Source organism: Flavobacterium soyae, from assembly GCF_045348165.1.
Classification (GTDB): domain Bacteria; phylum Bacteroidota; class Bacteroidia; order Flavobacteriales; family Flavobacteriaceae; genus Flavobacterium; species Flavobacterium soyae.
In genome coordinates this window covers 2,639,569-2,660,286 of record NZ_CP150845.1, presented here as the reverse complement: position 1 = coordinate 2,660,286, position 20,718 = coordinate 2,639,569, and the positions used below count along the sequence as shown (strand labels likewise).

Sequence of the window (20,718 nt, the reverse complement as noted above, 5' to 3'; positions counted from 1 at the left end):
ATTAATAAAAACGCCTTTTCTTGTCAGATATTACTTATTTTGTATTATTTTTTTAATGAAATTTTCCAAATAATTTAGATGCCTCATTGTAAGCACTTTCAAAACTTAATGAATTAAGTCCGGTTATTTTTTTATTAGCAGTAAAATAAGAAATCAATTTTTCTGTCGGCATGTTTCCAGTTAATTTATCCGTCGCCATTGGGCAGCCGCCAAATCCCTGAATTGCTCCGTCAAAACGTATACATCCGGCTTTTGATGCGGCGTCAATTTTTTCAAACCAGCTGTCTGGCGTAGTATGCAGATGCGCCCCAAACTCGATTTCAGGATATTTCGGAATTAAATTCGAAAACAAATACGTAATAACATCCGGCGTAGAACTTCCTACAGTATCTGAAAGCGATAAAATTTTAACGCCCATACCGGCCAGTTTTTCTGTCCATTCTGCAACAATTTCAACATTCCACGGATCTCCGTACGGATTTCCAAATCCCATTGAAAGGTACGTCACAACCTCTTTGTTTTTTTTATCGGCGATTTCAAGAATTTCTTCAAGAGTTACTAAAGACTCTGCAATCGTTTTATGTGTATTACGCATCTGAAAATTTTCAGATATAGAAAACGGAAATCCTAAATATTGAATAGCTTCATGCTCTGCAGCCTGAGCTGCGCCTTGCGTATTGGCAATTATCGAAAGCAATTTACTGGTTGTCTGCGACAAATCTAATTGTGCCAAAACTTCAGCCGTATCCTGCATCTGCGGAATTGCTTTTGGAGAAACAAAACTTCCAAAATCGATTGTATCAAACCCTACGCGAAGCAAGGCTTGTATATAAGTTACTTTATTTTTTGTTGGAATAAAGGTTTTGATACCCTGCATGGCATCTCGTGGACATTCTATAATCTTGATCTCTTTATTCAAAACTTATTCTTTTGTATAAGCTAAGTTAGGTTCTTTTTTAAAGAAATAAAAATTAACTCTTTGCGAATTATTTATTTTAACCTTATTAGGCTGTTTTTTTTAAAACCATATAAGTTATATAAGATCATTTAAATGTATTGCTTATATAATTTTGATTATAGGAATATAAGTTTTCTGAATTATTTTTTTTACCCTATAAATTATATAAGTTTTTTTTAAATTTTAATGCTGGATAGTTTATCGTAGTTAAATATAAGTGCTTCTGTCTTTATTACATAATATCGTAATAGGTATATTTATTACATAAAAATGTAATATTTTAAAATATTACCAAAAAGTGTAATAATTAAAAATATTACTTATATTTGTAATACAATTTTTATTATTTTTAATTATATTTGATTATGACTAGTGTAATTACAGGCGACATAATTGGTTCAAGACAGCAGGAGTCTCAGCATTGGGTCGAGGATTTAAAAAAAATCCTGGCTCCGCTTGGTAAAACACCAGGCGAATGGGAAGTTTATCGTGGTGACGAATTTCAAATAGAAGTTCAAAATCCCGAAGATGCTTTATTGACCGCTGTTTTAATCAAAGCACATTTAAGAGCCATAAAATCTGATGCACGAATGAGCATTGGTTTTGGGAATAAAACGCACAATGCCGAAAAAATATCTGAAAGTAACGGAACGGCTTTCATCAATTCGGGAGAGTTATTTGAGACTTTAAAAAAACAAAAAGTGACTTTGGCTTTGCGGACAGGCGATGCTGCTTTTGATGAAAAGCTGAACTTAATGATTCAGCTTGCTTTGACTTTTATGGATAACTGGCTGGTACAATCAGCTGAATTTATTGTAAAAGCAATAGAAAACCCAAACCTTTCGCAGGAAGAACTGGGGCAAAAATTAGGTATTAATCAAGCTGCCGTAAGCCGAAGACAAAAACGCGCCCAGTTTGATTTAGTTATGAATTTAGATCGTTATTTTAGAACACAAATAAAACAACTTACAGCCCCATGATTTTATTTATAAAACTATTTTTGGCGCATTTATTAGGCGATTTTATCTGGCAGCCTAATTCCTGGGTAATTGATAAAGAGAGTAAAAAACACAAGAGCATTTACTTATATATTCATATTTTACTGCACGGAGTTTTAGCCGCGATTCTGGCCGGAGAAATGAATTTTATTCCGTATGCTGTTTTAATTGCGGTTACACATGGCATCATCGATTTAATCAAACTCAATTTTCAGAAAAACAAAACAAAACGTACTTGGTTTGTTGTGGATCAAATTGCACATATTTTGATTTTAATAGGCGTTGTGCTTCTTTATCAAAACAAAGGCATCATTTATTTTTGGCAGGATAACACATTCTGGATTTTGATAACCGGATTTTTACTGCTGACCAAACCAACTTCTATTTTCATCAAAATCGTTATTTCAATCTGGGCGCCCGAAAACGAAAACAGCCATCAGGATAACTCGCTGATAGCTGCCGGAAATTATATTGGTATTTTAGAGCGCTTATTTGTATTCGGATTTATTTTAACCGGACATTTTGAAGCGATTGGTTTTTTACTGGCCGCAAAATCTATTTTTAGATTTGGGGATTTAAAAGAAGCCAAAGACCGAAAACTAACGGAATATGTTTTAATTGGCACATTAATCAGTTTCGGAATTGCAATTCTTGCCGGAATACTAGTTCAGGCGCTTCTTTTACAACTGCCCTAAAACCTTTTTATTGATTGCTTTTATCAACGCCGGCCCTTCATAAATAAAACCTGTGTATAACTGCACTAAACTTGCTCCTGCATTTAATTTTTCGATGGCATCATCGGCAGAGTGAATTCCTCCTACTCCAATAATTGGGAATGCTTTATTGCTTTTTTCCGAAAGAAAACGAATAACTTCTGTTGAACGTTTTGTTAATGGTTTTCCGGATAAACCTCCCATTTCAGATTGATTTTGAGACTGAAGTCCGTCTCTTGAAATAGTAGTATTTGTCGCAATTACACCTGCAATTTGGGTTGTTTTTATGATATCAATAATATCTAATAATTGCTCATTTGTAAGATCCGGGGCAATTTTTAAAAGAATTGGTTTTACTTTTTGATTACTTGTTTTTTGCTTTTCGACATTTCTGTTTTGCAAAGTTTGTAACAAGGCTGTTAAAGGTTCTTTATCCTGCAGCGCTCTTAAATTTGGTGTATTTGGAGAACTTACGTTTACCACAAAATAATCTACATGGTCAAAAAGTGCATCAAAACAAATGATATAATCGTCAACCGCATTTTCGTTTGGGGTCACTTTATTTTTCCCTATATTTCCGCCAATTAAAACGCCTGAATTCTTTTTCAAACGTTCTACAGCTTCCAGAACTCCGCCATTATTAAAACCCATTCGGTTAATAATCGCCTGATCTTCTTTTAAACGGAATAAACGTTTTTTAGGATTTCCTTCCTGACCAACCGGAGTTACGGTTCCAATTTCGATAAAACCAAAACCAAAATCAGAAAATTCTTTATACAGCTTTGCATCTTTATCAAATCCTGCCGCAAGTCCAACCGGATTTTTAAATTTAATCCCGAAAACTTCTCTTTCTAAACGAGAATCCTTTACTTCATAAATTGATCTTATAACCGCCGAAACTCCAGGAATTTTTGAAATGAATTTTACAAATGAAAAAGTAAAGTAATGCACTTCTTCCGGATCAAACCAAAAAAGTATTGGGCGAATTATCAATTTATACATAAGAGTTGTGTTGTTGTTATTTTGGCTACAAATTTAAATATTATAGTTTAAAAAGGGGGCTTTTTATAAAAAACTGTTTTATATGATTTTTTATATTCAAAAATATATCAGCTAACAAACTCTTTAAAAAGAACTTTAGTATTCAATTCTTTTTATAAAAGTGCATTTTACATCAAGAGAACATTTTACTATATTTCTTTGTACTACTCAAATATTTTTTTACTTAAAACAATATTTTACTTACAAAATATTCACTTAAACCCTCTTCAGTCATTCATTTTTTTAATAACTTTATCTGACTTAAAATACTGAAAATGAAAAATATAAACAAAACAATAAGAAAAGCAGCAACAATATGTTTAGTCGGATCGTTTTTTTTTAGTTTCTATTGACAGCATAGCACAACGTCGCGCAGGCGGCGGTGGCGGCGGAGTTCACAGAGCTGGCGGAGGAACTCAAACCAGGCCATCGATAAACAGGTCAGCCAATCAGTCAAGACCTACAGTAAATAGACCTGCCGCAACAAGACCTGGCTCTAATGGTTCTGGAACCAGAGTTACCAGACCTGCCAATGGTTCAACAACAAATATCAATAACAGAAACAGCATAAATAATCGAAATTCAGGCAGCATAAGAAATTCCGGTAATCGAAATACCAATATAAGCGGTAATACAATAAATGTAGACCGAAGCAGAGATATCACAATAAACAACAACAGAAATACCGTTGTTAGACGAAATACGGTTGTTTATGCCCGTCCTCCTTATGTATATGGCGGTTATAGATATCATGCTTACAATCCGTACTACTTTCATCCTTACACTCCATTTTATTATGGCCCCGTTTGGCATCCTTGGGGATTTTTTGTGGCTGCTTTGGCCGTTACAGCAATTGTAGTAAGTGTAGAAAGCACCCAATATCATTATGATCAGGGAGTTTGGTATGCGCCTTCAAACGGAGGTTATACTGCAGTGCCGGCACCAGTTGGGGGAACAGTAAACAATATTCCGAGCGGTGCACAAACCGTTAATACAGGAACAGTAAACAATTACTACTACGGTGGAACTTATTATGAAAAAGATGGCAGTACTTACAAAGTTGTACCGCCAACGGCAGGAACAATAGTAGATAATTTGCCAGAAGGTGGCAAAGAAGTTACAATTGGTAATGTAAAATATGTGAAATTTGGTGAAACATATTATCAACCCATACAAGTTGACGGTAAAAATAAATATGAAGTAGTTTTGGTCGAAGAAGATAAATAAAAATTTATTATAGTTTATTAACTCTATATGATAAATAGGATTATATTTGTTTTTTGATATATTTATTTTTTGTATATATTTACTGACAAAATATTACTCGCTAAAAAACCATAAAAATGAAGAATAAAACCTTTTGGATTTTTGCCATACTGACAATCTCTATAATTTCAATTACTTACGGTGTAACAAAATTAATTACACCTAAAACAAAAGCAACAGAATTGGCTTTGGATTGTCATGAACTTCCTAATACAGCAGAATCATCTGCTTTTAAACCTACAATCGAAAATAAAAACAAACCAAAAGGAAAAGCTCCCGAAGGCATGGTTTGGATTCCCGGAGGCGAATTCTCTATGGGAAGTAATGTTGAAGACGAAAGTTTATGCAGCTTAAAAGGCGTTACAAAAGATGCTGCCCCTATTCATCGTGTATATGTAGACGGCTACTATATGGATGAAGCAGAAGTAACTAACGACCAATTTGAAAAATTTGTAAAAGCTACGGGTTATATAACTGTTGCTGAGCAAAAACCAACCAAAGAAGAGTTTCCAACGGCTGCAGAGGAAGATTTAATTGCAGGATCTGTAATATTTAACCCTACGCCATCTGCTGTAAATTTAAATAATTTCTATCAATGGTGGGCTTACGTTGGCGGCACAGACTGGAGACATCCGCTGGGGCCGGAAAGTTCTATAAAAGGAAAAGGCAATTATCCTGTAGTACAAGTTGCATATGAAGATGCTGCAGCTTATGCTAAATGGGCTGGAAAACGCCTGCCTACTGAGGCCGAATGGGAATTTGCAGCAAGAGGCGGTAAAACCGGAGAAATTTACGCTTGGGGAAATACTTTAAAACCTAAAGGAAAATTTCAGGCTAACATTTACCAAGGGCATTTCCCTATTAAAGATGGTGATACTGGCGAAGATGGTTTTAAAGGAATCGCACCTATTAAACAATATGCTCCAAATGCTTACGGATTGTATGATGTTGCAGGAAATGTATGGGAATGGACAAACGACTGGTATAGTGTTGATTATTACAAAACATTAAGCGAAAGCGGAAAAACAGCTAGAAATCCGCAAGGGCCAGATGCTTATAATGACCCTAACGATCCAACGCAGATAAAAAGAGTTCACAGAGGCGGATCATTTTTATGTACAGATCAATACTGTACAAGATATATGGTGGGGACCAGAGGAAAAGGCGAAGTTAGATCTGCTGCCAATCATCTTGGTTTTAGATGTGTAAAAAGTATTTAAAAGATAAAAATTTATCATGAAAAAGGATTCTCAATACAGAATCCTTTTTTTTATTTTTGAAGATAAACCGCAAATTTACCTGCTAAAAAAAATGTCTATATTTGCTAAAAATAAAAAGAAATGCAACATATCATAGATCGTTTTATCAGTTATGTAACAATTGATACTGAATCAGATCCGAATTCAAAAACAACCCCAAGTACAGAAAAACAATGGAATCTTGCCAATAAATTAGTCGAAGAACTAAAAACAATTGGTTTAACAGATGTTACGATAGATGACAAAGCTTACATTATGGCAACGCTGCCAAGTAATGTGGATCACGAAGTTCCTACAATAGGGTATGTTTCTCATTTTGACACTTCGCCAGATTTTAGCGGAGCAAATGTAAAACCTCAGATTGTAGAAAATTACGACGGAAAAGATATTGTTTTGAATGCTGAAAAAAACATCATTCTATCTCCTAATTACTTTAAAGATTTATTACAATATAAAGGACAGACAATTATTACAACGGACGGAACAACTTTGTTAGGTGCTGATGATAAAGCTGGAATCACAGAGATTGTTTCGGCAATGGAATACTTAATCCAGCATCCCGAAATTAAACACGGGAAAATCAGAATTGGTTTTACTCCCGATGAAGAAATTGGACGTGGTGCGCATCATTTTGATGTGGAAAAATTTGGCGCTCAATGGGCTTATACAATGGACGGAAGTCAGATTGGTGAATTAGAATATGAAAATTTTAATGCTGCCGGAGCTAAAATTACTTTTAAAGGAAAAAGCGTTCACCCAGGATATGCAAAAGGAAAAATGATCAACTCGATGTTAATTGCAAATGATTTTATCAATGAACTTCCGAAAGGTGAAACACCGCAGGAAACAAAAGGTTACGAAGGTTTTTTCCACGTTCATCATTTAACAGGAAGTATTGAAGAAACAGTTTTAGAATTGATTATCCGCGATCATAATAAGAGTAAGTTTGAAAAACGAAAAGATTTAATTGGAAAAATTGCCAAAAAAATCAATAAGAAATTTGCAAAACAATTTGGCGAAGATATTGTAACTGCTGAAGTTAGAGACCAGTATTATAATATGAAAGAAAAAGTGCTTCCGGTAAAGCATATTGTTGATATTGCCGAAAAAGCAATGCGTGAATTAAACATCAAACCAATCATTAAACCTATTCGCGGTGGTACAGACGGATCCCAATTATCATACATGGGATTACCTTGCCCGAATATTTTTGCCGGCGGACATAATTTCCACGGAAAATACGAATATGTTCCCGCAGAAAGTATTCAAAAAGCGACTGATGTTATTGTAAAAATTGCTGAACTTACAGCAACTCCTGGAATTTTTGATGTAAAAGAAAAATCTAAAATAAATAAATAAATAAATAAATTGGAACCAGCGTCAGAAAATAAAGGCATGTGGAAATATAGCGGCCAATGGGAAGAGGAATTACTTCTCCTAAAAGCTATTATCGACAAAACCGAACTGACAGAAACCACAAAATGGGGCGGTCCGGTTTATGTTTACGAGAAAAAGAATGTCATTGGTTTAGGAGGTTTTAAAGATTATTTTGCGATTTGGTTCTTTAATGGTGTTTTCCTGAAAGATGATAAAAAGAAACTTATCAATGCTCAGGAAGAAGTTACAAAATCACTGCGTCAATGGCGTTTTACTTCAAAAGGAGAAATAAATGAAAAAGAAATATTAGAATATATCTTAGAAGCTATTGAAAATGAAAAGCAGGGAAAAATCATTAAACCTACAAAAAAAGAAGCTATAGTTTCTGAACTTCTTAATGTAGAAATGGTTAAAAATCCGGCTTTAAAAGATGCTTTTGAAAAGTTTAGCCCTTATAAACAATACGAGTTTCTGGAATATATTGAAACTGCCAAACAGGAAAAAACTAAACTTTCGAGAATTGAAAAAGTGATTCCGATGATTTTAGGAAATGTTGGTTTGAATGATAAATACAGGCAGATTTAATTATCAATATTTAAATTCCAAATTCCAAGCTATACTAAACCTTTGTCAAAGTTTAAAATTTTGACAAAGGTTTTCGCATTTTTGTCATTTCGAGGAACGAGAAATCGCACTAGTGAATCGACAAAGATTGACGACAAACTTTGCGTGGTTTCTTGTGCGATTTCTCCCTTCGGTCGAAATGACAAGATTGTGTTATCCTTTTTATTTGAAATATACAACACAATCTTTATCCGCGTTTTTATCATTGAGGAACGAAGCAACCACACTAACATGAACATCGTGATAAGCATCGTGAGATTGCTTCGTTCCTCGCAAAGACATTCCAGTCGTTTAGCATAAACAAAAAAAATCCCAAACTCCTCCCGATAGCTATCGGGATGGAATTTGGAATTTCTCCCGAAACTTCGGGATTGGAATTTATTTTTTTTGAGTAAAAAAATTAAGCCTTTTTATTCAAAGCAGCACTCATTTCCATAGAAATAGCTGAGCGCTCTAATTTTAATTTTCCTGACATCGTTTCAATTACTACAGTAGTTTCTGCTAACTCAGCAATTTTACCGTGAAAACCACTTTTAGTAACTATTTTATCACCTACTTTTAGGCTGCTTTCAAATTCTTTTTCGTTTTTTGCTCTTTTTTGCTGTGGTCTGATCATAAAGAAATAGATTACCACAAACATTAATAGAAATGGCGCAAATTGAGTTAATTGTCCCATAATTTAAATTCTGTTTTTTTGATTTATTATTAATATTTTTTTTCTTCGACTTCGCTCAGAGTGACATTACTTTTTTATTCAATTTTGTTCGATTCTAATTCAGCTTGGAATGCTCTTCGACTTCGCTCAGAGTGACACAAAGGTAATTGTAATTTGGGATTTTAAAAATTGATTATTTTAAAATTTTACATCAAACCTCTACCTACTTTTACCATCTTTTTATTAGCGGTAAGTTCTTTTACAAGGTTATCTAAAATTCCGTTGATAAAAATACTACTTTTTGGTGTAGAATACTCTTTTGCAATTTCTAAATATTCGTTAAGAGTTACTTTTACAGGAATTGAAGGAAATTTCAAGAATTCGCAAATTGCCATTTTCAGGATAATCGTATCGATTTCGGCGATCCTTTCGCTGTCCCAGTTTGGCGTTTTATCGTCATATTCTTTTGCTAAAACAGCTTCGTTTAAAACTGTTCTTCTAAACAAATCTTTAGCAAAATCTTTGTCTTCAACATCCTTGTACAATTTAGGAACTCTAAAATCGTCTGGGTTATCTGTTTTGATTGCTTTTAATTGTTTGATAATATGTGTATTTACAACCGGAATATCATCAACCCAAGTCAATTTATCATCTTCTAAATACTCGTATAATTTATCATTCGGAACAATAACCTCAGCAAATAAATCAGCAATAAATTGTTTGTCTTCTTCAAAAGTATTGACATTATTGCTCATGTATTTTTTATACAAATCGCTTGCTTTAATATCATTTAAAAGCAAAATGATATAATCGTCGTTTAACGACCAGTTATTGATTTTACGATTTTCTAAGGCAATGCTTAAAGAGTTACTTTCGGCAAGAAGCTGAAAGATTTTGTTTTTGATGAACTTTTCGTTCGGGTTACGTTCTGCTGCAGTAGCAAGATGTTTTTTGCTTGAAAGATGCAAGAATACAGATTCTTTTTTGCAAATTTCAATCAATGAAGAAAGCATTATAAGATATAAATCCTGAATATTATCAATACTGTAAAAAAGAAACTTCTCTTCTTTTTCCATATTATCAGAACCGCTTTGGTGCATTGCATAAATGGATTGCATTACTTTAACGCGTATGTGTCTTCTATTTACCACCTTGTAAGAACATTTAAAAATTAGTCTGCAAAAGTATAACTTTTAAGGCATATTTTAAAATTAATTCGCAAAAAAGTCATGGTTTTAGTGGTCAGTCTTATTATACAGATAAATAAAGTCTCAGCTTACAGACCAAACTGTAAACTGAGACTGAATACTATACTGAACACTAAAAAAAGTGAACACTAAACACTAATTATTTCTTAGCGTTTTCAATTTTTCTCGCATCGATACGATTTTGAGCAATTGTAAGTGCAGCTTTGTGAGTTGTCATACCGTTTTTCACAGCATAATCAATAATTTCTAAAGTAGTATTGTAGATATTTTCGGTTTTAGCCATGATTTCAGCTTTACCATAATGCTCTAATTCAGCATAAACATTGATGATTCCACCAGCGTTAATCAAAAAATCAGGAGCATATAAAATTCCTCTTTCCTGTAATCTTGGCCCGTGAACATTTTCATCGGCTAATTGGTTGTTTGCCGCACCGGCAATAACTTTAGCTTTAATTTTGTCTACTGTATTATCATTAATTGTTGCTCCCATTGCACATGGTGCATAGATATCAACATCTGCAGTATATAAATCTTCACCAGTATAAATTGCTGCGTTGTATTTTGAAGCAACCTGATATAATTTTTCTTCGTTGATATCAGTAATCGTTACCTGTGCTCCTTCTTTAGTTAAATACTCAACCAGAGTTTCACCCACGTGTCCAATTCCCTGAACTAAAACTTTTTTACCATCTAAAACATCAGAACCAAACTGACTTTTTGCAGCAGCTTTCATTCCTAAATAAACTCCGTAAGCCGTTACAGGAGAAGGATTTCCAGATCCGCCTCTTTCTTCAGAGATTCCAGTAACATAAGGCGTTACATCTCTTACAGTGTCCATGTCTTTAGTTTCCATCCCAACATCTTCAGCTGTAATATATCTTCCGCTTAAAGAGTGAACAAACTCACCAAACTTACGCATTAATTCAGGAGTTTTCTGCGTTTTTGCATCACCAATAATTACTGCTTTACCACCACCAATATTTAAACCGGTAATTGCAGATTTATAAGTCATACCTCTTGAAAGACGCAAAACATCATTTAATGCTTCCCATTCAGTATTGTAATTCCACATTCTAGTACCTCCTAAAGCTGGCCCCATAACCGAATTATGAATACCAATAATTGCTTTTAAACCTGTATCTTTGTCATTGCAAAATACAATTTGTTCGTGATCGTCAAAAGATAATTGACCAAAAACAGGATCCATTTTTTGAAGTTCCTTTCCAGTTGCGAAAGTTGCATCCATAGCGTTACTATTTAGTTGTTTAAAATTATGAATTTGTCAAAAAGACAACTCAAACATAAACAAAAAATATACATGTGCTAATTTTTTATCTTTAAAATAACAATTTTACAATATAATTGTTTTGATTAAATTACATTTTATTATAATTTTAATTAATAATAATTCATAAATTCAAATCAATTCAATATCGAATCTCTTAAAAAAATGAAAGAATTAAGCTATTTAAACAAATATTTTATCAAATATAAATACAGTTTCTCTTTAGGTATTTTAATCACTATAATCGCACAAATATTCTTTTTATTTACTCCAAAACTTGTCAGCCGCTCTTTTGATGTTATCGAACGGTTTTTAAAATTATCTGATGCCGATCGAAAATCTTCTATAATTATAGATTTTTATCAGCAGGAATTAATTCATAACGTACTCTTAATCACAGGAAGTGCAATTGTTGGAGGATTCCTGACCTTTTTAATGCGCCAAACATTGATCGTAATGTCGCGCCATATTGAGTTTGATTTAAAAAATGAAGTTTTTAAACAATATGAAAAACTTTCTCAAAATTTTTACAAACAAAACCGTACGGGAGATTTAATGAACAGAATCAGCGAAGATGTCTCTAAAGTTCGTATGTATGTAGGTCCGGCCGTAATGTACACCATAAATACATTTATCCGTTTTGCAATCGTATTATTATATATGTATAATGTTTCGCCTTTACTTACTTTATACACTATACTGCCTTTACCTATTCTATCTTATTGCATTTTCAAACTAAGTTCAGAAATCAATAAACGAAGCACTACTTTTCAGCAGTATTTATCTAAAGTTTCTAGTTTTACACAAGAAATTTTCTCAGGAATCAGAGTTATAAAAGCCTATTCTTTAGAAAATCAGCATCAAAATAACATGATAAATCTTGCGGAAGAAAGTAAACGCAAGAGTTTGGATTTAGCAAAAGTCCAGTCGCTGTTTGGGCCTTTGATGATTGCCCTTATAGGAATTAGTAATTTGGTTGTAATTTATTTTGGAGGTGTTATGTATATCAACGGCACGATTCCGAATATTGGTACAATTGCCGAATTTATTTTGTACGTTAATATGCTAACCTGGCCTGTTGCTTCTCTTGGATGGGTTTCGTCAATGGTTCAGGAAGCAGAGGCTTCTCAAAAGCGTTTAAACGAATTTTTGAAAATTGAACCGGAGATTAAAAACAACAATCAAAACCCATCAGATATACACGGTTCAATTGCTTTTGAAAATGTAAGTTATACCTATGAAGATACGAATATTGAAGCTTTAAAAAATGTAAGCTTTACAGTAAAAAAGGGAGAAACGCTGGCAATTTTAGGAAAAACCGGTTCTGGAAAATCTACCATATTATCCTTGATTTCCCGTTTGTATGATGTTACCGATGGCAGAATTACAATTGATCAAAACGAAATCAGTTCTTTAAATTTAAATGATTTGCGAAACAGCATCGGAATTGTTCCTCAGGATGCTTTCTTGTTTTCTGACACGATTAAAAACAACATCAAATTCGGGAATCAAAATGCAACTGACGAAGAAGTTATTGAAGCTGCAAAAAATGCTGTCGTTCATGATAATATCATCACATTTAACAAGCAATACGACACTATTTTAGGAGAAAGAGGAATCACTCTTTCCGGCGGGCAAAAGCAGCGTGTATCGATCGCAAGGGCAATTATAAAAAATCCTGCTATTTTACTTTTTGATGATTGTTTGTCTGCAGTTGATACCGAAACTGAGGAAACTATCCTACATAATTTATTTGAATTTTGTAAAAATAAAACTACAATAATTGTCAGTCATCGGGTTTCTTCTGCCAAAAATGCCGACAAAATCATCATTCTTGAGGATGGTGAAATAATTCAACAAGGCTCTCATAATCAATTAATAAATCAGGAAGGTTACTATGCATCGTTATATTTAAAACAACTTTCGGAAAAAGAATTACTTTAATTGTTGTGTAATCGATAAATTTTTATGATTTTTGAGTACTATTAATTACCAAAAATGATAGAACGTATTATGAGAGAAAATGACATGTTAGAAAAAGAAGAGATTTTTTCTAAAGTATTACGAGCAGGAAGAAGAACTTATTTCTTTGATGTGAGAGCTACTAAAGCTGACGATTATTATATTACGATTACCGAAAGCAAAAAATTTACCGAAGAAGATGGTTCTTTTCACTTTAAAAAACACAAAATTTATTTATATAAAGAAGATTTTAGTGCTTTTGCCGAAATATTAGAAGAAATGACTTCATACGTTTTGAACCACAAAGGTGAAGAAGTAATCTCTGAAAGACATCAAAAAGATTTTAAGAAAGAATACGGTTCTGATAAAGCTGAAACACCAAGATCCAGCTTTACTGATATTGATTTTGACGATATTTAATCTTATATAACTTTTCTAAAAGTTCAAGTCCAATATGTGCTGCATTTTTGGACTTTTTTTATACATTTAAGTTATCGGTTTTAGATTGTAAACTGTAGATTTTAGATTTTTGGAATTTAAGATTATTTAATGCAATTCAATTTTTTAAAAATGAAAAAGCTAACTATTTTACTTTGTTTTCTATTTATTGGAATTTCATCATTTGCCCAAAAATTAGAATATGAAACCAAATCAAATATTCAGTATTATTCTTCAGAAATAAATAAATCCGACAGTTACATTAACGAAAGATGTGTTCTGGATATTTATTATCCAAAAAACACAAAAGGCTTTGCTACGATTGTCTGGTTTCATGGCGGAGGTTTAACAGGTGGAAATAAAGAAATTCCTGAAGCTTTAAAAAATAAAGGTTTCGCCATTATTGGCGTAAATTATAGATTGTCTCCAAAAGCAAAAGCAGAAAAAGCTATCGAAGATGCGGCTGCAGCGGTAAGCTGGGTTTTTAATAATATCAGCAGTTATGGCGGTGATTCTTCTTTAATATTCGTTTCCGGTCATTCTGCAGGAGGATATTTGGGTATGATGATTGGCTTAGATAAAAAATATCTTCAAAAAGAAGGAATTGATGCTAACAGAATTGCAGGATTAATTCCGTTTAGCGGACAATGTATTACGCATTTTGAAATTAGACGAGAAAACGGAATCCCGGAAAAACAACCCACAATTGATGCTTTTGCACCTTTGTATCACGTTCGTGCCGATGCTCCGCCGCTTTTATTAATTACCGGAGATCGCGAACTGGAAATGTTAGGCCGATATGAAGAAAATGCATACATGGCAAGAATGATGAAACTAGTCGGTCATACGCAGACTAAACTTTACGAATTAGACGGTTACGGCCACGGAATGACTGAACCTGGTTTTCCGTTACTGGTAAACGAAGTCAACCGAATTGTAAAAGAAAAACGAACCAAAAAATAAACAATATAATTCCACGGCAATGGAAACACAACTATTAATTTTACCCGGATTAGGAAATTCCGGAGAAAAACACTGGCAGACCTTTTGGCATGAAAAATTTAAAAATTCAATTCGTTTGGTTCAGGACAATTGGGACGAACCTGTTCGCGAAGATTGGATTGCACGACTAAATGAAGCCGTTTCTAAATTGGAAAGCCCAACGATTTTAGTAGCACATAGTCTTGCTGTTTCACTAGTATTGCATTGGGCAGAAACACATTCAAATAAAAACATAATCGGAGCTTTACTTGTGGCTCCAGCCGATGTTGATTCACCTGAACATACACCGGATGTTATTAGAAATTTTTCTCCAATGCCGCTTTATAAATTGCCTTTTCCATCAATAGTTGTGGCAAGCGAAAATGATCCTTACGCCTCACTTGAAAGAAAACAATATTTTGCAGAAAAATGGGGAAGTGCTTTTGTAAACATTGGTGAACAAGGGCACATTAACTCTGACTCTGATTTAAGATATTGGGAAGAAGGACAGTTGATATTAGAACAATTAATTGCGAAAATAGATACTAAAAACTAAAGCTATGCAAGCGAATTTAACCGCAAAGTAAGCCAAAGGTTTTTACGCAAAGTTCGCAAAGTTTTTATTAAAAGCTTGCTGAATTTTTGATTCATTAAAGTTCACAAAGCTAGAGTTCAAAGAATAATTCGTGTAAATTGGTGCAATTCGTGGCAAAAATGAGCGGCAACATCAAAAATCCTTTTAATCTGTGAAATCTGTGGCAAACTGAAAAACTGCGACTAAAAATTAACCGCAAAGATTCTGTGTTGATTTCCAAATTAAAATCTTAATTTTTATTAGTTTTGTTTTTTCAAGACAGTCTTTGAGCTAGTCTCTATAGCGTGTAAAGCCATTTGTGTTTTCACGCTATTTTTTGTTGTATAGTTTTTATTGTAAAGAGTTTGGTTTTTGAATAAAACATAGATAAGTTCTAGTATTTTTCTTTGAATGCTTACCAATGCTTTCATTTTAATGCCATGCTTAGATGCCAGTCGTGCGTATATATCTTTAAAGTTATCGTCCCATTTTACTGCAGTTAATGCTGGAAGATGCATGGCTTTTCTTAAATTTCGATTTCCCTTTTTTGATATTCTGGGCTTTCCTTTTATTGAGGTTCCTGATTGCTTCTCCTTTACATCAAGTCCTGCATAACTTGTTAATTGTGATTTATTCCTAATGAGTTCAAATCCATTTGTTTCTGCCAAAACAATCACTGCGGTCAATTCTCCAACTCCAGGTATTGAAGTGATTTTATCGATGGTCTGCTTTAAGTTAAGATCTGCAGCTATTAGACCTGCAATGTCTTCTTTGATTTCCTTTTCCTGTGAATTTAAAAATCCTATTCTTGACTGCATTCGCTGCATACTTTTTTGATTTGGCTCCGCTTCTGCATTTTCGGCATGCATTTGATTTTTAATAATGCTTCTTTCCTGTACTATTTGATCTCTTTCGCGGGTTAGCTGCTGCAATTCCCTATAAACAGCTTTTGGCCTGCTCCAAATATCCAATTTTCTCTCTAACCCAAATTGGGCTATTGCTTGTGAGCAGCTTTTATCTGTAATAGTTTTTAACTCCAAAGTCCGCATATAATTGCTGATTTTATTAGGCAGCACAATACTTGCTTCATGGTTATTGTCAGATAAATAATAGGCAAATTTCTGATGATACACACCTGTGGCTTCCATTACATATCGAACAGGGATTTGATTGTCAGTGAGTGAATTTGTCCATTCAACCAGCGACTTAAAGCCTAAATCGTTATTCCTAAATATCCTGTAGGCAAATAATTCTATAGTAAAATCATCTAAAAGACGACCTAAGGTAACCACTAATTCTTTTTGGGCTACATCAATTCCTGCTACTTGTTTTACTGCTTTACTCATCTTTGTCTTTTTAAATTTAATTATAAAGTGATGAATCTTCCCTCGTCTTTTCTCCTGATTGGATATTCTGGATATTAAGCATTGCATAATTCCTTACATTCTGTTCAGACTCTAAAAGATAAAAAAGAATGAGGTAATTTCTTTGCGAGAATATGTTTCTTGAACTATTTAGGCGCCAATGGACTCTCATTCCTTTTCACTTAATTATTGCAAATTTAAACATAACGATCACTCATCGTAAATTAACTTGACAAACATAGGAGCACGCAAAGGTGTTACGCAAAGTTTTTATTAAAAGTTGTAAAATCTTTGATTTATTAAAGGTCACAAAGCTGGAGTTTAAAGAATAATTCGTGTAAATTAGTGTAATTCGTGGCAAAATTTAACCGCAAAATAAAAAATCCTTTTAATCTGTGAAATCTGTGGCAAACTGAAAAACTGCGACTAAAAATTAACCGCAAAGCACGCAAAGGTGTTACGCAAAGTTTTTATTAAAAGTTGTAAAATCTTTGATTTATTAAAGGTCACAAAGCTGGAGTTCAAAGAATAATTCGTGTAAATTGGTGCAATTCGTGGCAAAAATTAAAAATCATTTTAATCTGTTAAATCTGTGGCAAACTTAAAACTGCGACTGTAAACTTATCCTATACGAAGTCCATTTGGTATTTTAAAATCCGGAGCCAATAAAATAACATCTCCCTCCTCTCCTACAGCGCCAAGAACAAGACATTCGCTCATAAATTTTCCTATCTGTTTTTTAGGGAAATTTACAACCGCTACAATTTGTCTGTTTATTAAATCTTCTTTTTGATAGCGTTTTGTAATTTGTGCAGATGATTTTCTGATACCAATTTCGACACCAAAATCTATTGTGAGTTGAAAAGCAGGTTTTCTCGCTTCGGGAAAATCATTTACTTCGATGATAGTTCCTACCCGCATATCTGTTCTTTCAAATTCGTTCCAGCTTAAATCCATTTTTAAAAGTGTTTATTTACAAACCTATAAATTTTGTAATTAATACAACTAATTCTATAATCATTTTTTGATGCCAGCGGTTAATATCAGTGCTCAAATTTAATAATCATCTTAATCTGTAAAATCTGTGGCAAAAAAAACTCTAAGCAGAATAACAATTCTTCTTATACTCTTTTATTTACAGATTATTAAAGCTATTTTTGAGAATTAATTTTCTGTAAAAAATGGCACGCACTCCTTCAAATATGATTCCGCTTGGAACACTTGCTCCAGACTTTAATCTAAAAGATACAAATTCGAATAACATTTATTCGTTTGAGGATTTAAAAGGATCAAAAGGTACACTTGTTATTTTTATGTGTAATCATTGTCCGTTTGTGCTTCATGTTATTAATGAAATCGTAATGATCTCAAATGATTACCGCGTTCAGGGGCTTGGTATTATTGCTATTTCAAGCAATGATATCGTAAAATATCCGCAGGATTCTCCTGAATTAATGACTGATTTTGCTTTACAGCATAAAATTGATTTTCCATATTTATTTGATGAAACGCAGGAAGTGGCAAAAGCATACGATGCAGCCTGCACACCTGATTTTTATTTATTCGATAATCAGGACAAATTGTTTTACAGAGGACAACTTGACGATTCAAGACCCGGAAACGGAATTCCGTTAAGCGGAACTGATTTAAGAAATGCAATTGATGCCTTGATTTACAACCGAATTTTAAATGAAATTCAGAAGCCGAGTATTGGGTGTAATATCAAATGGAAATAAAATTTGTAAGAATCAAAAAACTTTACTTATCTTTGCAGATCATAATTAAAATCACTCATTGTGAACACTATAACAATATTTACAGTTTTTATCCCGTTGTTTTCCCTTACAGAAAAACCGCTCTCTGCTGTATTTATTTCACATAGTAAGGCCTTTATTAATTAGGCCTCCGTCTATTTCAATTCTTCTTTCAGGCGGAGGATTTACATCAATTTAAACATTATTTATTTGACAAAAATCAAATTTTGGTCAGATATTTTTTTGTTTTTCAAACTAAATACTTTAGTCGCTTATCTTGTTTTAAGAACGGGCTGAGCAGTAACTCGCTTTAGAAAGCATAAAAGAAGAAAAATCATTCAAATTTTATAACAATAAATTCAATATAGATATGAAACCAACACCCACTTTCTGTAAATCAGATTATCAATTTTTAAGGGAATTGATTTTAAAAAGTAAAAATTCGACAAATACTAAAGAAGCAAATCAGCTTTCGCAAGAATTAGACCGTGCTGTAATAAGCAAAGAAAGCGAACTTGACAGCACTGTTATCAGAATCAATTCTTTTGTAACGATTGAAGATGTAATAGCGAAGAAGCAAATGAAAGTTCAGATTGTTTTACCATCATCTGCAGATATAAAGCAATCAAAAATTTCAATTCTGGCACCTTTAAGTGTTGCTATTATTGGTTTTAAAGAAAATGACGAAGTTGACTGGGAAATGCCGGCCGGTATCAAAACTTTAAAAATTATCGCGGTAGACAATACGGCTGTACATCATTCCTAACTTTTTAAACACCTCATTTTGTGAAGGTGTTTTTTTATATCTATTTGAAAACCAAAAAAACCTGTTCAATAATTTGAACAGGTTTTTTGTTATGCTTTTTTAAATACAGAATTACAATTGTGAATCAATATAATTTGTAATTGATGCCATTTGGGTTTCATCTAACTTAGCTTTTTTGCCCATTCTAACCAAAATTGGCCCCCATTCTTCTTTTGTATATTTCTTTGGATCTTTCAATTTGTGGCATTTTGCGCAATTGTTTTCATACAAATCTCTACCTGCTTCTAATTCAGGAGTTAATACCACTATTTTTGCAGGTTCAGCAGGAGTAGCTGCAACGGCTGGTGTTTTTTGAGTTCCGCAGGAAACTGCCAATAAAGCAAGTGCTGCAAGGATAAAAATATTTTTCATTGTCTTTGTTTTTATAGTAAATATAAAAAAAATCCCATTCGGCAGGCGAATGGGATTGCTATTTAAAACAATACTAAATTGCTTCTAAATTCTTTATTTTACGTCCATTAATTCAACGTCAAAAATCAAAGTTGCGTTTGGCGGGATAACTCCTCCAGCTCCTGATGGTCCGTAAGCTAAATCAGATGGAATTACAAAACGAGCTTTGTCACCCACTTGTAATAAAGCAATACCTTCGTCCCATCCTTCAATAACTTGTCCAATTCCTAATTTGAATTCGATTGGTTTTTTACGTGGGTAAGATGAATCAAAAACTTTTCCGTTTTCTAAAGAACCTTCGTAGTGAACAGAAACTGTTTTTCCTGCTTCAGCTCTTTTACCTTCACCTTTTTGGATCATTTTGTAACGTAAACCGCTTTCTGTTTTATCAAAACCAGCAGCTAATTGTTCCATTTTTGCTTCTGACTCAGCTTTTAAAGCTGCTTCACGTTTTAAACGAGCACCTTTTAAACCAATAAAAGCTTCAATAGCATTCCATTTTTGAGCCTCTTCTCCAACTCTAATGATTTCTAAAGTTTCTAAAGCATCTCCCTGAGCAACAGCATCAACTACATCTTGTCCTTCTACAACGTGACCAAAAACACTGTGTTTTCCGTCTAACCAAGGAGTTGGAACGTGTGTAATAAAAAACTGAGAACCATTACTTCCAGGTCCAGAATTTGCCATAGATAAAACTCCCGGACGATCGTGTTTTAAACTTGATACAAATTCATCATCAAATTTATATCCCGGATCTCCAGTTCCAGTTCCTTTAGGACATCCACCCTGAATCATAAAATCAGGAATTACTCTGTGAAAATTTAATCCGTCGTAGAATTTTTGTCCTTGAGGTTTTACTTTATTCTCCATATTTCCTTCTGCAAGAGCTACAAAATTCCCTACGGTTCCTGGTGTTAAGTCGTGTGTAAGTTTAACTAAAATCGAACCTTTACTTGTGTTGAATTTAGCGTATATTCCGTTTTCCATGTTGTTATTTTTTAATTGAACGCAAATTTACAAATTAATTTCTTAATCAATTTGTGCT

The 20,718-nt window shown here is 33.4% G+C and carries 21 protein-coding genes; 12 read left to right on the top strand and 9 right to left on the bottom strand.

All coding sequences use genetic code 11. From position 1 onward, the window contains the following. Positions 1-52: 52 nt before the first annotated feature. Positions 53-919 carry a hydroxymethylglutaryl-CoA lyase gene (locus AABD74_RS11380; protein ID WP_232681248.1) on the bottom strand — a complete coding sequence of 289 codons (867 nt, stop codon included), beginning with the start codon at positions 917-919 and terminating at the stop codon, positions 53-55. 404 nt (positions 920-1,323) lie between these two features. Between AABD74_RS11380 and AABD74_RS11375 the strand changes: the two genes are divergently transcribed. Both AABD74_RS11375 and AABD74_RS11370 read left to right on the top strand, forming a co-directional pair. After that, positions 1,324-1,938, top strand: a complete 615-nt coding sequence (locus AABD74_RS11375) for a hypothetical protein (protein WP_406845603.1) — start codon at positions 1,324-1,326, stop codon at positions 1,936-1,938. After that, positions 1,935-2,651, top strand: a complete 717-nt coding sequence (locus tag AABD74_RS11370; RefSeq protein WP_232681246.1) for a DUF3307 domain-containing protein — start codon at positions 1,935-1,937, stop codon at positions 2,649-2,651. The genes AABD74_RS11375 and AABD74_RS11370 overlap by 4 nt, the downstream gene beginning before the upstream one ends. Here AABD74_RS11370 and AABD74_RS11365 read toward each other — a convergent pair. Continuing rightward, positions 2,637-3,671, bottom strand: coding sequence for a quinone-dependent dihydroorotate dehydrogenase (locus AABD74_RS11365; protein WP_232681244.1), 1,035 nt, complete (start codon positions 3,669-3,671; stop codon positions 2,637-2,639). The genes AABD74_RS11370 and AABD74_RS11365 overlap by 15 nt on opposite strands. A 588-nt stretch (positions 3,672-4,259) precedes the next feature. Between AABD74_RS11365 and AABD74_RS11360 the strand changes: the two genes are divergently transcribed. The 4 genes from AABD74_RS11360 (at position 4,260) to AABD74_RS11345 (ending at position 8,197) form a co-directional block, all read left to right on the top strand. After that, positions 4,260-4,937: a DUF6515 family protein gene (locus AABD74_RS11360; protein WP_406845637.1), complete on the top strand. Its 678-nt coding sequence runs from the start codon at positions 4,260-4,262 to the stop codon at positions 4,935-4,937. Positions 4,938-5,053: 116 nt separating this feature from the next. Then, the gene (locus AABD74_RS11355; RefSeq protein ID WP_232681242.1) at positions 5,054-6,196 is read left to right on the top strand and encodes a formylglycine-generating enzyme family protein; all 1,143 of its coding nucleotides are present in this window, start codon (positions 5,054-5,056) and stop codon (positions 6,194-6,196) included. Positions 6,197-6,316: 120 nt separating this feature from the next. After that, positions 6,317-7,594, top strand: a complete 1,278-nt coding sequence (gene pepT / locus AABD74_RS11350; RefSeq protein ID WP_406845602.1) for a peptidase T — start codon at positions 6,317-6,319, stop codon at positions 7,592-7,594. 9 nt (positions 7,595-7,603) lie between these two features. After that, complete coding sequence (locus tag AABD74_RS11345) at positions 7,604-8,197, top strand: YdeI family protein (RefSeq protein WP_232681240.1); 594 nt, start codon at positions 7,604-7,606, stop codon at positions 8,195-8,197. A gap of 439 nt (positions 8,198-8,636) precedes the next feature. Here the strand turns inward: AABD74_RS11345 and yajC are convergent, their stop codons facing one another. The 3 genes from yajC to AABD74_RS11330 form a co-directional block, all read right to left on the bottom strand. Continuing rightward, the gene (gene yajC / locus AABD74_RS11340; protein WP_232681239.1) at positions 8,637-8,912 is read right to left on the bottom strand and encodes a preprotein translocase subunit YajC; all 276 of its coding nucleotides are present in this window, start codon (positions 8,910-8,912) and stop codon (positions 8,637-8,639) included. A 185-nt stretch (positions 8,913-9,097) separates the two neighbouring features. Next, complete coding sequence (nusB, locus tag AABD74_RS11335; protein WP_232681238.1) at positions 9,098-10,009, bottom strand: transcription antitermination factor NusB; 912 nt, start codon at positions 10,007-10,009, stop codon at positions 9,098-9,100. Positions 10,010-10,238: 229 nt separating this feature from the next. After that, entirely contained in the window at positions 10,239-11,345 is a 1,107-nt protein-coding gene (locus tag AABD74_RS11330; RefSeq protein WP_406845601.1) for a Glu/Leu/Phe/Val family dehydrogenase, read from the bottom strand. A gap of 204 nt (positions 11,346-11,549) precedes the next feature. On the opposite strand from AABD74_RS11330, the gene AABD74_RS11325 reads away from it, so the two are divergent. The 4 genes from AABD74_RS11325 (at position 11,550) to AABD74_RS11310 (ending at position 15,321) form a co-directional block, all read left to right on the top strand. Then, positions 11,550-13,328 (top strand): ABC transporter ATP-binding protein, encoded by a 1,779-nt coding sequence (locus tag AABD74_RS11325; protein ID WP_406845600.1) that lies wholly within the window; start codon positions 11,550-11,552, stop codon positions 13,326-13,328. 69 nt (positions 13,329-13,397) lie between these two features. Then, complete coding sequence (locus AABD74_RS11320; RefSeq protein WP_053471040.1) at positions 13,398-13,766, top strand: PUR family DNA/RNA-binding protein; 369 nt, start codon at positions 13,398-13,400, stop codon at positions 13,764-13,766. 150 nt (positions 13,767-13,916) lie between these two features. After that, positions 13,917-14,747 carry an alpha/beta hydrolase gene (locus AABD74_RS11315; protein ID WP_406845599.1) on the top strand — a complete coding sequence of 277 codons (831 nt, stop codon included), beginning with the start codon at positions 13,917-13,919 and terminating at the stop codon, positions 14,745-14,747. A gap of 19 nt (positions 14,748-14,766) precedes the next feature. Next, a complete protein-coding gene (locus AABD74_RS11310) occupies positions 14,767-15,321 on the top strand; it encodes an alpha/beta hydrolase (RefSeq protein WP_232681234.1) in 555 nt (184 codons plus the stop codon). 278 nt (positions 15,322-15,599) lie between these two features. Here AABD74_RS11310 and AABD74_RS11305 read toward each other — a convergent pair whose 3' ends face one another. Next, the gene (locus tag AABD74_RS11305; RefSeq protein ID WP_406843547.1) at positions 15,600-16,685 is read right to left on the bottom strand and encodes an IS110 family transposase; all 1,086 of its coding nucleotides are present in this window, start codon (positions 16,683-16,685) and stop codon (positions 15,600-15,602) included. A 639-nt stretch (positions 16,686-17,324) separates the two neighbouring features. After that, positions 17,325-17,660 (bottom strand): tRNA-binding protein, encoded by a 336-nt coding sequence (locus AABD74_RS11300; RefSeq protein WP_406845598.1) that lies wholly within the window; start codon positions 17,658-17,660, stop codon positions 17,325-17,327. 224 nt (positions 17,661-17,884) lie between these two features. Between AABD74_RS11300 and AABD74_RS11295 the strand changes: the two genes are divergently transcribed. Further along, positions 17,885-18,439 carry a thioredoxin family protein gene (locus tag AABD74_RS11295; RefSeq protein ID WP_232681232.1) on the top strand — a complete coding sequence of 185 codons (555 nt, stop codon included), beginning with the start codon at positions 17,885-17,887 and terminating at the stop codon, positions 18,437-18,439. 388 nt (positions 18,440-18,827) lie between these two features. Then, a complete protein-coding gene (locus tag AABD74_RS11290; RefSeq protein WP_406845597.1) occupies positions 18,828-19,223 on the top strand; it encodes a GreA/GreB family elongation factor in 396 nt (131 codons plus the stop codon). A 111-nt stretch (positions 19,224-19,334) separates the two neighbouring features. On the opposite strand, the gene AABD74_RS11285 is transcribed toward AABD74_RS11290, so the two are convergent. Together AABD74_RS11285 and AABD74_RS11280 are read right to left on the bottom strand one after the other, a co-directional pair. After that, positions 19,335-19,634 carry a cytochrome c gene (locus tag AABD74_RS11285; RefSeq protein WP_406845596.1) on the bottom strand — a complete coding sequence of 100 codons (300 nt, stop codon included), beginning with the start codon at positions 19,632-19,634 and terminating at the stop codon, positions 19,335-19,337. Positions 19,635-19,727: 93 nt separating this feature from the next. Beyond that, positions 19,728-20,660 carry a peptidylprolyl isomerase gene (locus tag AABD74_RS11280; protein ID WP_232681229.1) on the bottom strand — a complete coding sequence of 311 codons (933 nt, stop codon included), beginning with the start codon at positions 20,658-20,660 and terminating at the stop codon, positions 19,728-19,730. Positions 20,661-20,718: the final 58 nt, after the last annotated feature.

What these genes read in the sequence shown, in the direction of transcription:
- AABD74_RS11375 (WP_406845603.1), top strand. Translation starts at nt 1,324, where the DNA reads ATGACTAGTGTAATTACAGGCGACATAATTGGTTCAAGACAGCAGGAG.
- AABD74_RS11370 (WP_232681246.1), top strand. Translation starts at nt 1,935, where the DNA reads ATGATTTTATTTATAAAACTATTTTTGGCGCATTTATTAGGCGATTTT.
- AABD74_RS11365 (WP_232681244.1), bottom strand. Translation starts at nt 3,671, where the DNA reads ATGTATAAATTGATAATTCGCCCAATACTTTTTTGGTTTGATCCGGAA.
- AABD74_RS11355 (WP_232681242.1), top strand. Translation starts at nt 5,054, where the DNA reads ATGAAGAATAAAACCTTTTGGATTTTTGCCATACTGACAATCTCTATA.
- pepT (WP_406845602.1), top strand. Translation starts at nt 6,317, where the DNA reads ATGCAACATATCATAGATCGTTTTATCAGTTATGTAACAATTGATACT.
- yajC (WP_232681239.1), bottom strand. Translation starts at nt 8,912, where the DNA reads ATGGGACAATTAACTCAATTTGCGCCATTTCTATTAATGTTTGTGGTA.
- nusB (WP_232681238.1), bottom strand. Translation starts at nt 10,009, where the DNA reads ATGCAATCCATTTATGCAATGCACCAAAGCGGTTCTGATAATATGGAA.
- AABD74_RS11330 (WP_406845601.1), bottom strand. Translation starts at nt 11,345, where the DNA reads ATGGATGCAACTTTCGCAACTGGAAAGGAACTTCAAAAAATGGATCCT.
- AABD74_RS11325 (WP_406845600.1), top strand. Translation starts at nt 11,550, where the DNA reads ATGAAAGAATTAAGCTATTTAAACAAATATTTTATCAAATATAAATAC.
- AABD74_RS11320 (WP_053471040.1), top strand. Translation starts at nt 13,398, where the DNA reads ATGAGAGAAAATGACATGTTAGAAAAAGAAGAGATTTTTTCTAAAGTA.
- AABD74_RS11315 (WP_406845599.1), top strand. Translation starts at nt 13,917, where the DNA reads ATGAAAAAGCTAACTATTTTACTTTGTTTTCTATTTATTGGAATTTCA.
- AABD74_RS11310 (WP_232681234.1), top strand. Translation starts at nt 14,767, where the DNA reads ATGGAAACACAACTATTAATTTTACCCGGATTAGGAAATTCCGGAGAA.
- AABD74_RS11305 (WP_406843547.1), bottom strand. Translation starts at nt 16,685, where the DNA reads ATGAGTAAAGCAGTAAAACAAGTAGCAGGAATTGATGTAGCCCAAAAA.
- AABD74_RS11300 (WP_406845598.1), bottom strand. Translation starts at nt 17,660, where the DNA reads ATGGATTTAAGCTGGAACGAATTTGAAAGAACAGATATGCGGGTAGGA.
- AABD74_RS11295 (WP_232681232.1), top strand. Translation starts at nt 17,885, where the DNA reads ATGGCACGCACTCCTTCAAATATGATTCCGCTTGGAACACTTGCTCCA.
- AABD74_RS11290 (WP_406845597.1), top strand. Translation starts at nt 18,828, where the DNA reads ATGAAACCAACACCCACTTTCTGTAAATCAGATTATCAATTTTTAAGG.
- AABD74_RS11285 (WP_406845596.1), bottom strand. Translation starts at nt 19,634, where the DNA reads ATGAAAAATATTTTTATCCTTGCAGCACTTGCTTTATTGGCAGTTTCC.
- AABD74_RS11280 (WP_232681229.1), bottom strand. Translation starts at nt 20,660, where the DNA reads ATGGAAAACGGAATATACGCTAAATTCAACACAAGTAAAGGTTCGATT.